Here is a 13,820-nt window from a genome sequence, read left to right on the forward strand (position 1 = left end):
TCAAAACGTTGAGTATGTACAATATATTAAGTACGGTCGTGATATCGAGATAATATTTCATTTTCCTAAAAATATTGAAGATGCTAATTGTGAATATTAGGATACTTGTGCTTAGGTTTATATTGGTGAGTTCATTCAACAAATTATAAATTAAGAATACCATTGAAAGGTAATAGGTCATTCATTGGCATTCTAGAGTGTAATAATTGAAGATAAAAAATACATATTATATTACCTCTGTATGATGAATATTAGAGAATAGAGGTAGAATACGTTACTTGGAAAACCGAGTATTTATCTAACATTAAAATGTACATTAAGGTAAGGTTATTACAACATATCAATAATATCAGGTTCGTCATCATTATATGATTTAGGCTCTTGAATAAACATCTTCTTGGCTAAGTTACCTATTGTATTGGTTGCAAAAGCATCTACAGTTCCTCCAATAATTCCACCTGCTACAGGAACCATTTTACTTAAATTAATGACTCCTTTTTCTCCAAACTTTGTTAGTAAACGAAATCCTACAGCTTGATTAATTTTTTTAATAACCTCAAAAGGTATTTTTTTTATACCCGTTACTGCAAGCTTCCTACCAATTTGAATACCTGTATTTTTAAGAATGTCTTTAGCTCCGTTTCCTGCTAAACATACATAAACAAAAGTTTTAACCTGATCATCTTTTAGATCATATCCACCCATATGTGCAATAGCTGCTACCATTCTCATTTGTACGAATATAACACTAGTTATATTTGCAGGGACAGCAACTGGCAAAGTAATAAGTCCTCCTACTCCTGTTAAGAAGCCACTTGTGGCACTTTTAGTATTTTGCCAATTAATTAAACTTTGAACTTTTTGTTCAAGTGTACCACTTTTTTGTAAATAACTTTCAGCTAACTCTATGGCTGTATCCATTCCAGCTATTCCGCCATTAATTGCTTTATCATAAGACCAATCTAAGGCATTCATTATAGCATCGTGGGTTAATCTTTTTTTCTCGTCCACTATATATTCACCTTACCTCTCAGTATTATACTAATATTATAAGTTATTTATTTGATTTTGCTAATTGTTTAGATATATTGATATTATTGTTATCAAAACTAGTCTCTGCAGCGCTTGCGGATAACTATCCATATTTTTAATAGAATCATTAATAATTCTGAGGTTCCATACATTTTGCTTTACTATTGATAGCGAACCCAATCTGCCCAGCTTTCAAATTAGGGAATTTTTTGTACAACATCCTATTAATCGTTTTCTTTTAAATACCTTCATTCTATAAAGATAATTATTTAAAAGTACCCTCTGTATTAGCAGTTTCTTCATTTTGTGTATAAAGTTAAATTTGGTTGAGAACTTAGAAAATCCTTCTATAACAAAACGACTGTTGTGTATAGAGGAGTTGCGAACTTACAGTTGCAGATTAGTACTGGAGATTATACAGAACCTAGAAAGACGCTTTTTAATGAGTCTATAGACCCTTGGCCGTATAAGATGTACAAGCACTCTTTCTCATTTAGACTGAAATAGGGGATGAGGAAACCCTCCTTATGCTTAACCCTCAGCATCCCAAACACCTTTCCCAAGAATTTTAGATATTTTTATAGGTTTGTAGGATATTTCAATCAATAGGTAAGCGTTATAATGAATTTTGTAAGCGCTTTAATTTATATGATAAAGGGGGAAAAGACGATGAAGAAATTAGGTTTAGTCCTAATGGGGTTACTGACGGTGCTAGCTTTAGCTGCGTGTAGCGATGATGATAAAAAAGCAGGTCAATCCACGAAGGACGGGGCAATTGAGCTTACACTTTGGACTGACTGGACCGAGGATCGGCCGGAAAATACACTTTACAAAGACATTATTTCTAAATTCAATAAAGAACACGATGATATTCAGGTTAAGGTAGAGGCCATACCACATGATCAATATGAAACAAAATTAAGAACGCAAGCCGCTGGAAATCAATTACCTGATATGATGCGTGTATGGCCTGGGGCGAGGACAGAGCCTCTAGCTGAAGGTGGAGCGATCCTTCCCTTAAACCCCATCATTGAGAACTGGGATGGGGTCATTCCTGATGCCATTCTACAAGACTATGCGTTAGATGATAATTATTACGCAATCCCTTCAAACATTAGTATTACAGGATTAATTTACTATCATAAGGACATTCTTCAAGATGTAGGTTTTGATGAGTTTCCTAAAACATATGCGGAATTTAAAAAACTTGTAAAAGCACTTAATGATAAAGAAACGACTCCAATCTCTTTAGGTAACAAAGCAATCTGGCCATTGCAATCTGTTTATATCTCTACAATTGCTGATCGCTTTACTGGAAGTGATTTCTTAGAGAATACATTAAACGGAGATGGCAGCTTCGAGGATCCTCAATTTATCAATGCCTTATCTGTAATCGACGAATTAACAAAATTAAAGGCATTTAATGAGGATATGAATACCCTTGATGAAGCTCAATCACGAAATGAATTCATTAAAGGAACTGCAGCACTCCACTTTGCTGGTTCATGGGCACTTGGGCCAATTTTAGACAGTGTAGAAAATATTGATAACATTGGTGTAGCTCCATTCCCTACATTTGAAGGTGGTAAAGGGGATCCTGCCAAGATTGCTGGGGCAGCTGGCGGGGGAATCGCCGTTAACAGCAAGTTAAGTAAAGAAGAGCAAGAGGCTGCTTTCACATTCTTAAAATACTACTATGGTGATGAACTATACCAAGGCTTAATCAAAGCGAATATTATCGTTCCAGCTACTGTTGAAATGGATGACAGCATTCCACAAATATTCCAGGATGCTAACAGCTTTGCTCAAGGTGGATTAGTGCCAGTATATGATGCAACATTAACTCCTGAACTTACTGATATTATTAACAATGGCTTGCAATCTATTACCTTAGGTGACAAAATACCTGAACAATTAGCGGAAGAGATGCAAAAAGAAAACAAAAGTAAATAATCGTCTATAAGTTCTTTCACAGGTTACTTCATGCAAGTAACCTGTGAATGTTTAGGGGGGAAGAAAATGAAGTTAACTAAGAAGACTAAAGGGGCGTTTATACTAGGTATACTGCCTGCTTTCTTACTATATATTGTTTTTGCCATTTATCCGATTCTCCAATCCTTCTATTATTCATTCATGGATTGGAACGGATTCAATGAAATGACCTTCGTAGGATTAGATAACTTTAAAAAGCTATTTGCGGATTCGCTATTTTGGAACTCTGTCAAAAATAATATATACGTAGTATTAGTCTCTGTGCTAGGCCAAGTTCCACTTGCTTTATTTTTTGCCCTTTTATTGAACCGTAAAATGAAGGGCGCAAAATTATTTAGAACAATTGGGTTTCTGCCAGTTGTTTTATCAACCGTAGTGATCTCCTTAACTTGGAGTTTGATTTTCAATTCCCGTAATGGATTAATCAATGAATTTCTACGATCAATCGGGTTAGATTCACTCGCACAAAATTGGTTAGGAGATACAAAGTGGGCAATGGCATCTGTCTTAGTAGTTGTTGTTTGGCAGTTTGTTGGTCTATACTTAATTATTTTTCTGGCCGCATTACAAAATATACCTACTGAAGTATTAGAAGCCGCTAAAATGGATGGTGCATCAGAATGGGCAACAACCTGGAAGATTACGATTCCAATGATATGGGAAACCATTCTCGTTGCAATTACGCTTTGTATTGCAGGTAGTTTAAAAACATTTGATTTAATCTATGTCATGACACATGGTGGTCCAGCACATTCAACGGATGTTATGGCGCTCTATATGTTTAATGAAACATTTTCAAAATTACAGTATGGTTATGGTAGTGCAGTGTCTGTATTTATTTTCTTCTTTAGTCTGATCTTAATAGCGATTGTAAACAAAGTATTAGGAAAGAAAATGATTTAGGAGGTGGGTATAGGTGGCGAAAACAAACGAAATACCTAAGAAAAGAAGCTTCAAAAAAGTAAGCATCTATATAGCATTAATCATATTTGCAATCATTAATGCGTATCCAATTATTTGGATGGCAATCAACTCCTTTAAATCCGAGAAGGAGTTTGCAACAAACCAATTTGGGTTTCCTAAAAAATTTATAGTAGAAAACTATACTGCTGCTTGGGATATTGCTAACTTGGGTGTCCTGTTTAAAAATAGTATTTTTATTACTGTAACGGCAACTGTATTAACGGTTTTTATCGGGGCCTTAGCATCTTATTTCTTATCTCGATTTGATTTCAAGATGAGCAAGTGGTTATATGGGTTTTTCATCTTTGGATTATTAATTCCGATTCATGCCACATTAGTACCTATGTTTATTCTAATGAAAAATTTAGGACTATTGAATACACCCATCACCTTACTCTTTCCGTATATCGCTTTTCATTTACCTATTACAATCTTTATTCTCACAAGCTTTATGAAAGGATTTCCTAAGGATATTGAAGAATCGGCAATCATGGACGGGTGCGGAGTTTTTAGAATATTTTGGTCCATCATCCTGCCCATGTCACGTCCGGCAATCGCTACAACTGTCATTCTTAATTTCATCTACAATTGGAATGAATTTTCATTTGCGCTAGTGTTAATTAATGACCCAGAGCTTCAAACATTGCCACTAGGTTTAGCAAACTTTGCAGGTCAATTTACAACCGACTATGGTGCCCAAATGGCTGGTTTAACGATGTCTTTAATTCCAATTGTCATTTTCTACATGATTTTTGAAAAGAATATTGTTAAAGGTATGACAGCTGGTGCGGTAAAAGGGTAAATGAATATGATTCGAAATTGGGGCCTAAAAAAGAAGTTTATGATTATATTCCTTGTATTCATCACACTACCAACAGTATGCTATGGAATTCTCATTTACTACCAAACAACGGAAGTACTTAAAAGACAGCTGGAAGAGGATATCCTTGAAATACTAGAAAAAGATGAACAGAGCCTTTTGTCCATCATACGAGATGTTGAAAGTATGTCCTCCTATATGATTTACAGCGAGGACTTTCGAACATTTTTTAAAACTACAGATGAAATCCCTATTGCGGATAAAAGTAGTATGGACGGGATAAAAGGCTATTTTACTTTTCAATTGATGTCAAATGAGTATATATCCTCCATCTTATTAAAAGGAGGCAATGGTGAGGAGCTGGCATTTGGTGAACCTGTTTTTGGAAACGAGGATAAGTTAGATCAGGCTGCCATAGACGGAAAAGGATCTCCCATTTGGAGTGATACCTATGGGGTTACAAGTGGGTGGGATGGGAAAAAATATGTTATTAGCCTCTCTAGAGTCATTAACGATTTAAATAAGATTAATCAACCAATTGGCATCGTAAGAATCCGTCTTGATCAGGAAAAAATTAAGAGAAATTTAGAAGTAAAACAAGGTAATTACCTGGTCATGTCAAAGTCCGGTGAAGTTATTCTTCATTCAAATCAAGAGTTAATAGGAAAAAAATACAATGATCCTGCCTTTATCGATTGGGTCAATCATAGTGAGAACCTAGCCTATGATTTTACAAAAAACAACCATACCTACAAAGCTGTTAAAAAAAAGCTGAGTGGGACAAATTGGACATCTATCGTGATTGTAAATGAGGAGCACTTAGTCAAGGAACTATATACCGTTCGAAATTCGATTCGTAATATGATTTTTCTTCTTCTCGTATGTGGAATCATCGCTTTTTATGGATTCTATCGCTCTAATATAAAAAGAGTAATTGAATTAACTGGCCAAACACACCAGCTTGAGAAGGGGGATTTCTCTGCGAATGTGGGTGTTTCAACAAATGATGAAATTGGTCAACTGGGTAAGCAATTTAATAAAATGGTCAAAACAATCCAAAGACATATTGATACAGAATACAAACTGACTATTAAACAAAAGGAATCTGAATTAAAGGCGCTTCAGAATCAAATTGATCCACATTTTCTTTACAATACATTGGACATGATTCGATGGACAGCACGCCTTGAAAATGCAATGGAAACAGGTCAGCAAATTGAACAACTCTCAAAAGTGTTCCGTATGAATTTAAATAATGGTAAAATGTGGGTTACAATAGAAGAGGAAATAGCCTATATTGAATCATATTTAGAATTACAGAAAAGCCGCTTAGGAGAACGTCTGTCTTTTTACATTTTTATTGATGAGCAAATCAAACGCTCTTACATAATGAAACAATTAATGCAGCCACTAGTTGAAAATTGCATCCAGCATGGTTTTAAAGAATTACCAAGGCAAGGAATCATTACCATTCGCTGTTATCAAGCGGAAGATCAGTTATGGATTGATGTGATTGATAATGGTAAGGGTTTCGAAAAAGGTGCGCAAGAAACTGGTTATGCAATGAAAAACCTAAAGGAACGTTTAGAGATTGCGTTTGGAGAACCTTATGGTTTGCTGGTGTTAGAAGCTGAATCCGGAGCATTGGTAAGACTAATCCTGCCACTACTTTGGCAGCCCATAAACATGGAGAAATCAGGTGAACACTCGTGACTTTTAAAATGTTAATAGTGGATGATGAACCTATTATTTCCCGTGGTCTGCGTTTAACGATTCCCTGGGAGACCATTGACGTCGAAGTAGTAGACACAGCACATGATGGAGAGGATGCCATCGAGAAGGTCATACAATATGGCGATATTGATCTTGTTATTACAGATATAAGGATGCCAAAAATGGATGGACTGCAACTGGCGCGTTTTCTGTATGCAAACTATCCTCATATTCGGACAATTATTCTTAGTGGATTTGAAGAATTTGAATATGCCCAGCAAGCTATTAAATTGGGTGTAGATAATTATTTTCTTAAGCCGGTTGATATTAATGAGCTCATGGAAAATGTTAAAGATATAACCAACGAAATGAAGCAAAAGCGGCAGCAAAAAAAAGAACGGGACAAAATAGGATTGAGAAATGCGATCCTTCAACAAGTAACAAATTTACAGAGGTCTTCACCTGTTAAATCAGACGATTACAAAGGCTTCATGATTTATCCATTTATTAGTATGCATCAAAATTATATTCGAAAAATAAATAGTTTATCAGAAGGGGAATATGAAGAGCTTTTAAGTGGATGGGAGAAAAGCATTGAGAGGAAATTACAAAATTATGGACTTGCCTCTTATTCATTCTTTACGGAAAAAAATATATTAGTCACCTGTGTTCATAGTGATGATGGTCGGAAAGTGACGTCTGATATTCGACAAAGTTTGACTCGAAATGATGGATTTCCCGTTCAATTTGTTTGGAGCGATGAGTGGATTCCTGTTGAGGATCTCATGATTGTACTAACAGAACTACTAAATAAAGGAAGGTATTTAGCTTTCACGGAGTGTACTAGCCTTGTAGTTTCAGATCAATTGAGACGGGATACCGTTCAATCTTACCCAACTAAACTTGAAGAGCAATTAATAGATGCTATTATCCAGATGAAAGATTTGGACCTACATACTTTTACGAATGAATTATTCGGATACTTTATAATACATGAATTTTTCCTGGATGAAGTTGTTCAGGTTTGCAGAGAGATGCTTAATAAAATTTTGGATCACTATAAGTCTCTGAGTGGGAAAAACGTAAGGAAATGGGATCTTTATTACAGCGAGAGCCTAAATGTTCATGAATATAACTCATACGAATTGTTGAAAGAACTTTTTTATCTGGACCTTTCCTCCATCTGTAAATACCAATCTGAGCTGAAGAATTTTGACAAACAAGATTTGTTAATCAATCACGCGAAGGAATACATACATGAATACTACAGAACGAATATTAGAGTTCATGAAGTAGCGGAGGTCCTTAATATAACCCCAAATTACTTTAGCTCTCTATTCAAGCATAAAACAAGCGTTAATTTCAATGAATACGTTAACCAATTAAGAGTGGATGAAGCAAAGATCTTACTTGCAGAGACTCCTTTTAAGGTAAACGAAATATCCGAACAAGTAGGATTCCATGAATATAAGTATTTCGTGGGAGTGTTTAAGAAACTGACAGGAATGACTGCGACGGACTATCGGAAATTTAGAAACCTGCAAGATAGAAAAACTGGGGAGAGATAATAGTAGATGGAAAAAATAACATGGAAGCTACCAAAGGACTTTATTTTAGGAGCATCATCTTCTGCATGGCAAACTGAAGGCTGGACCGATAAAAAAGAGTCTCAGGATTCATATTTAGACCTATGGTACAAAAAGAATAAGAATGTTTGGCATAACGGATATGGACCTGCTTATGCAACTGATTTTTACAAGCGTTATAAAGAAGATATCAGTTATATGAAGGAAATTGGTTTATCCCATTTTAGAACATCGATTAATTGGTCCCGTTTTTTAGTGGATTATGAGAATGCTATTGTGGATGAAGAATACGCAAGCTTTGTCGGAAACGTTATTGATGAATTAATTAAAAATGGTGTAGAGCCAATGATCTGTCTGGAGCACTATGAATTGCCTGCTTATTTATTTGAAAAATACGGCGGTTGGGGCTCAAAGCATGTGGTTGAACTATTTGTAAAATATGCGGAAAAAGTATTTGAACGTTATGGAAATCGTGTGAAACACTGGTTCGTATTTAATGAGCCAGTTGTAGTTCAAACACGCATATACTTAGATGCGATTCGTTGGCCATATGAACAGAACACAAAAAAATGGATGCAGTGGAACTATAATAAAGGGCTTGCTACTGCTAAAGTGGTGAAGTTATTTAAGGAAATGAGATTAAAGGATCAGACAGGAGCCAAAATTGGGACCATCCTAAACCCAGAGGTTACATATGCTCGTTCTTCCTCTGAACACGACCAAAAAGCAGCTAGAATGTATGACCTATTCTTCAATCGTGTATTCTTAGATCCAGCCATTAAGGGTGAGTACCCGCAGGAATTATTTGAGTTGATGGAAAAACATGATATTACTTTTGAACATACAACCGAAGAGTTGCAGCTCATTAAGGAAAATACGATTGATTATGTAGGCATTAATCTATATTTCCCACACCGCGTCAAAGCACGTACAACTGCATGGAATGAAGAAACACCTTTCCACCCTGAGTACTATTATGAAAAACACGAGCTAGTAGGTAAGAAAATGAACCCATATCGTGGCTGGGAAATCTACCCGCAAATTATGTTTGATATGGCGGTCAGATTGAAAGAAGAGTACGGAAACATTGAATGGTTTATTGCTGAAAATGGAATGGGTGTAGAAAACGAAGGCAGATTTAAGAATGAAGAACAAATCATTCAGGATGATTACCGAATTGAGTTTATAAGCGAACACTTAAAATGGCTCTTAAAGGCAATCGAAGAAGGAGCCAACTGTAAAGGCTATATGCTATGGGCATTCACCGACAATGTTTCACCAATGAATGCATTTAAAAACCGGTATGGTTTAGTAGAAATTAATTTAGACGATAACCGCAATCGAGCACTTAAGAAATCCGCTTACTGGTATAAACAAGTAATCGAAACTAAAGAATTTGAAGCAGAGAATGATGATTTTTATAGATGAGTTGGGATGGCCATTCCAGAATGTATCTAACCTCCAAGCCCGTGAAATCAAATTGATTCAATAGGATTGATGGATAAAGTAATGGATACTTAGATGAGAGGCAGCTATATGGGCAGGTCTTATTTTAAGCTGCTAAAAAGGCGATATTTAAAAAATATATAAAATAATTCTGCAAAAGATACATTTAAATGATATATAAGGTAATGTATTATTTTGTTTTGAACATAATAGGGAAATAGACTATGGTGTGTGGTATACGTTATACCAATTGAAAAATATAATAAAGGAACGGTGAAGATTTTTTTGGACAGCATTTGGACCTCAATTGTAATTTTGTTAATACTTATCGTAGCAAATGGTATATTTGCTATGACCGAAATTTCAATTGTTACATCTAAGAAGAATAGACTAGAAAAATTGCGAGATGATGGGAATTCCAGTGCTAGTTATGCTTTGAAATTAGCGGATGACCCAAATCAATTATTGTCGACTATTCAAATCGGAATCACATTAATTGGGGTAATTACAGGTGCATTTGGTGGTGCAACTATTGCAAGCCAGCTAGCTGTTTATATTGAACAAATTAATGTTCTTGCTTCTTTCAGTAATGAGCTAAGTCTGATCGTGGTTGTAGGGCTTTCAACTTACTTATCATTAATTATTGGTGAGTTAGTTCCAAAACGGATTGGTATGGGAAATCCAGAAAAAGTAGCATGTGCAGTAGCAAAACCAATGTATTATTTTTCAAAAGTTGGACGTCCAATTATTTGGTTTTTAAGTAAGTCTACTGATTTTGCATTAAAATTATTAAGAATAAAACCCACAAACCAACCGAATGTAACCGAAGAAGAAATAACCCAATTAATTGAACAAGGAGTTCATAGTGGGATTGTTGAAGAAATAGAACAGGATATGGTAGAACAAATTTTCTATTTAGGGGACAAACGTCTTAGTGATATTTTAACACCTCGTGCGCAGCTTGTTTACATTGATTTAGAGGATTCGTTTGAAGAAAACATGAAAAAAATTAATGAAAGTTATTACTCCAAATTTCCTGTTGGGATTGGAAGTTTAGATGATTTTCAAGGAATCATTCATAAAAAAGATCTTTTATCAAGAATTGTGGCAGGAGAGAATTTTTCTTTAGCGGATTCAGTCAAAGATACACTTGTTCTGCCAGAACAAATGAAAGTATATCGGGCATTGGAAACATTGAAAAAATCCGGCCAGCATGAAGCCGTTATTATCGATGAGTATGGAGGAATTGAGGGCTTTGTCACTCTTCATGATATTATGGAAAATATTATTGGAGAAATGCCTGAAAAGGATAATGAAGAAGAGCCGCAAATTATAGAGAGAGATGGAAACTCATGGTTGGCAGATGGTCTTGTTTCGATTGATACGTTTATTAGGTATTTTGATTTAGAAGACTTTACGATTCTTAACCAAAGTAAAAACTTCCACACATTAGGTGGATTTATTATAAATAAAATTGGATATATACCAAAAATCAAAGACACCATTCAAGTAGATGACTTGCAACTTGAAGTTGTGGACATGGATCGTGCTCGAGTAGATAAAGTGTTAATCACAAAACTAGAAAGAGACTCAACAGAAGAAATAATATAAGATGACCTAATGAATGGTCATCTTTTTTATATAATGGAATAAAATTTCCGTCGCTTCTTCATTCCTACAAAGGGCGTACCAGTTGACCCTCACCATGTTAAAGGATACGGGGAGATATTTAGTTAAGGAAAGGTGGAATGTGACTTTGAAAAAAAGAAAACTTGGAAATCTAGAACTAATAAAATACCCAGATGATCAAGATGAAACAGTTATTGTATCATCAGACAATCTGGAAGAAGCAATTGAAGTTATCAATATGCATAACTTTCGAAACATCCATATTGACAGGAGTTATTACAAAAAGGATATTGAATTCCTAAAATATTGTCCTTCTATAGAGAAGATGGATATTTCAAATACCGTTATTAATAAATTTGATGGCATAAAGTATTTAAAAAATCTCAAGCTGTTAAGCCTTGATATAAATCCAAAAGTTAAGATAGATATTGGGGAGTTAGTAGAATTAAAGGAACTGACTGGTTGGATACCAAGTGAGACAATAGGTTTTAATCAATTACGGAATTTGACCAGACTTCATTTGTTCAGTTATAAACCTCAATCAAAGTCTCTTTTAGAGCTCTCCAAAATTGCAAATTTAAAAGAATTGTCCTTATCTCAAGCCAATATAGAAACACTAAGAGGAATAGAAGAGATGAAGAGTTTAAAGGAAGTTTCTTTATATGGAATGAGAAATTTAACTGACATCACTGCATTACAATTTCTTACTGCTCCAGTCGAAATTTTTTCTGTAGAGAAGTGTAAGAGTATTCAAGACTTTGATGTAATAAAAAATCTTAAAGACTTGAGAGAAATACGTTTACTAGACTGTGGTAGTGTTCCTTCAATATCCTTTATCAAGGACTTAGAAAAACTGGATTCCTTTGTATTTGATGGTACGACTATCATGGATGGTGATTTAAGCTATTGTGAGAGACTAGAATATGTATACTTTAATCAAAAAAAGCATTACTCTCATAAATTGAAGGAGTTAAATTCAGAATTATAATAAAGGTAAAGAAACGTTAAAAGTCTCAGGAATCATTGTCGATTCTCTAAGGCTTTTTTAATTTTGTATACATATTAATGTAAAAGGAACCATTTTAACAAACCAAACTGCATTCAACGTAATGAAGGAGCAAGGTTTTGGTGTCATCATCAACTTTGGTTCTGAAACAGGATTAATTGGTGCGTCGATTCAGAACTCGAACTTAATAGCATAATAATTATCTGAATATTTTAAATTAAATCTTGCTTATGCCTAATATTTCCTTTAAAATCAAAGATAAAAATAAAACCAAGTAAACAAATTTGAATTGAAGGAATTGGTGGGTATGTCAAACAAACAATTTCACTTTGGCGCTATGATCCATGGTGTAGGCGGGCACATGTCTCTTTGGAGGCATCCGGAAATTGAACCATCCCAAAGCGTCAGTTTATCTTATTATGTCCAACAGGCTAAAGTGGCTGAGAAAGGATTATTCGATGCCATATTTATTGCTGATGGGCTGTATATTCATGAAAAGTCTTTGCCGCACTTTTTAAATCGCTTTGAACCGATCACTATTTTATCTGCGCTTGCCATGGTAACTGAAAAGGTCGGTTTAGTAGGAACGATTTCAACATCTTACAGTGAACCCTTTACGGTAGCCCGTCAATTGGCTTCGTTAGATTTAATAAGCGGCGGCCGAGCGGGATGGAATGTCGTTACAACACCTTTGGAAAATACAGCACTGAACTACAGCAAAACCAGTGAGGAACATCCGAAACATGGAGAACGTTATGAGATAGCAAAAGAGTATTTAGATGTTGTGCATGGGTTATGGAACTCCTGGGAAGAAGATTCATTTACATATGATGTTGAAAATGACCAGTTTTTTGATCCATCTAAAATGCACAAATTAAATTATAAGGGCAAGTATTTCTCTGTAGCTGGACCGCTGAATATCCAAAGGTCGAAACAGGGAGAGCCTGTCATTTTTCAGGCAGGTTCATCGCCTGCCGGAATTGCGTTTGCCGGACGGGAAGCAGAAGCCATTTTTGCTAACGCCGTTTCGATTGAAGAAAATAAAAAGCTTTCACAAAAATTGAAGAAGGCTGCCATAGAGAATGGACGGAATCCTGATCAATTGCTTGTGTTGCCAGGTATTTCCCCTATTATTGGCCAAACAAGAGAAGAAGCTGAGGAAAAGTATAGGGAAGTAGCTGAATTGGTTTCTCCTGAGAAAGCTATCGCGTTTTTGGGTCGGTATTTTGACCATCATGACTTTTCGCAATACGATTTGCATGATCCGTTTCCGGAGCTGGGTGATATTGGCCGCAATAGTTTCCAATCAGTAACAGACCGTATAAAACAATATGCCAAAGAGGAAAAGTTAACGCTGTATGAAGTGGCTATTCGTGAGGCAACGCCGAAAGGGCCTTTTGTTGGTACAGCTGAGGCTGTTGCTGATGAAGTTATTAAATGGATTGAAGCAGGTGCAGCAGATGGGTTTATGATCTTGGCGGATGTCCCACATTCATTGGAGGATTTTGTTGAGCATGTTATACCAATTCTCCAACAGCGTGGCCATTATAAAACCAAGTATGAAACAGATACGTTGCGTGAACATCTGGGTTTACCGAATAAACCCAGTAAATATAAGAATGTTTCCGTATAA

11 protein-coding genes are annotated in these 13,820 nt (G+C 35.5%); 10 read left to right on the forward strand and 1 reads right to left on the reverse strand.

Going from position 1 to position 13,820, the window contains the following annotated elements:
• Nucleotides 1-330 precede the first annotated feature (330 nt).
• Complete coding sequence (locus AC4G3O_RS10820; protein WP_491136157.1) at nucleotides 331-1,011, reverse strand: EcsC family protein; 681 nt, start codon at nucleotides 1,009-1,011, stop codon at nucleotides 331-333.
• Between the two features lie 690 nt (nucleotides 1,012-1,701).
• Here AC4G3O_RS10820 and AC4G3O_RS10825 point away from each other — a divergent pair.
• The 10 genes from AC4G3O_RS10825 (at nucleotide 1,702) to AC4G3O_RS10870 (ending at nucleotide 13,820) form a co-directional block, all read left to right on the forward strand.
• Nucleotides 1,702-2,985 carry an extracellular solute-binding protein gene (locus AC4G3O_RS10825; protein ID WP_491136158.1) on the forward strand — a complete coding sequence of 428 codons (1,284 nt, stop codon included), beginning with the start codon at nucleotides 1,702-1,704 and terminating at the stop codon, nucleotides 2,983-2,985.
• Nucleotides 2,986-3,051: 66 nt separating this feature from the next.
• Complete coding sequence (locus AC4G3O_RS10830) at nucleotides 3,052-3,927, forward strand: carbohydrate ABC transporter permease (protein ID WP_140461387.1); 876 nt, start codon at nucleotides 3,052-3,054, stop codon at nucleotides 3,925-3,927.
• 13 nt (nucleotides 3,928-3,940) lie between these two features.
• Nucleotides 3,941-4,789: a carbohydrate ABC transporter permease gene (locus tag AC4G3O_RS10835; protein ID WP_491136159.1), complete on the forward strand. Its 849-nt coding sequence runs from the start codon at nucleotides 3,941-3,943 to the stop codon at nucleotides 4,787-4,789.
• A gap of 6 nt (nucleotides 4,790-4,795) precedes the next feature.
• Complete coding sequence (locus AC4G3O_RS10840) at nucleotides 4,796-6,520, forward strand: cache domain-containing sensor histidine kinase (RefSeq protein ID WP_491136160.1); 1,725 nt, start codon at nucleotides 4,796-4,798, stop codon at nucleotides 6,518-6,520.
• Nucleotides 6,517-8,088, forward strand: coding sequence for a response regulator transcription factor (locus AC4G3O_RS10845; protein ID WP_491136161.1), 1,572 nt, complete (start codon nucleotides 6,517-6,519; stop codon nucleotides 8,086-8,088). The genes AC4G3O_RS10840 and AC4G3O_RS10845 overlap by 4 nt, the downstream gene beginning before the upstream one ends.
• Nucleotides 8,089-8,094: 6 nt before the next feature.
• Entirely contained in the window at nucleotides 8,095-9,534 is a 1,440-nt protein-coding gene (locus AC4G3O_RS10850) for a glycoside hydrolase family 1 protein (protein WP_491136162.1), read from the forward strand.
• Nucleotides 9,535-9,837: 303 nt separating this feature from the next.
• On the forward strand, nucleotides 9,838-11,163 hold the full coding sequence (locus tag AC4G3O_RS10855) for a hemolysin family protein (protein ID WP_491136163.1): 1,326 nt from the start codon (nucleotides 9,838-9,840) through the stop codon (nucleotides 11,161-11,163).
• 145 nt (nucleotides 11,164-11,308) lie between these two features.
• Nucleotides 11,309-12,169 carry a leucine-rich repeat domain-containing protein gene (locus AC4G3O_RS10860; protein WP_491136164.1) on the forward strand — a complete coding sequence of 287 codons (861 nt, stop codon included), beginning with the start codon at nucleotides 11,309-11,311 and terminating at the stop codon, nucleotides 12,167-12,169.
• 73 nt (nucleotides 12,170-12,242) lie between these two features.
• The gene (locus AC4G3O_RS10865; protein ID WP_491136186.1) at nucleotides 12,243-12,383 is read left to right on the forward strand and encodes a hypothetical protein; all 141 of its coding nucleotides are present in this window, start codon (nucleotides 12,243-12,245) and stop codon (nucleotides 12,381-12,383) included.
• A 111-nt stretch (nucleotides 12,384-12,494) separates the two neighbouring features.
• Entirely contained in the window at nucleotides 12,495-13,820 is a 1,326-nt protein-coding gene (locus tag AC4G3O_RS10870; RefSeq protein WP_491136165.1) for an LLM class flavin-dependent oxidoreductase, read from the forward strand.

The sequence above is a fragment of the Bacillus sp. z14 (2026) genome, assembly GCF_058313575.1.

Excerpts from the sequence above, each read along its gene's own strand:
- AC4G3O_RS10850 (WP_491136162.1), top strand. The coding sequence starts at position 8,095 with ATGGAAAAAATAACATGGAAGCTACCAAAGGACTTTATTTTAGGAGCA.
- AC4G3O_RS10840 (WP_491136160.1), top strand. The coding sequence starts at position 4,796 with ATGATTCGAAATTGGGGCCTAAAAAAGAAGTTTATGATTATATTCCTT.
- AC4G3O_RS10830 (WP_140461387.1), top strand. The coding sequence starts at position 3,052 with ATGAAGTTAACTAAGAAGACTAAAGGGGCGTTTATACTAGGTATACTG.
- AC4G3O_RS10825 (WP_491136158.1), top strand. The coding sequence starts at position 1,702 with ATGAAGAAATTAGGTTTAGTCCTAATGGGGTTACTGACGGTGCTAGCT.
- AC4G3O_RS10870 (WP_491136165.1), top strand. The coding sequence starts at position 12,495 with ATGTCAAACAAACAATTTCACTTTGGCGCTATGATCCATGGTGTAGGC.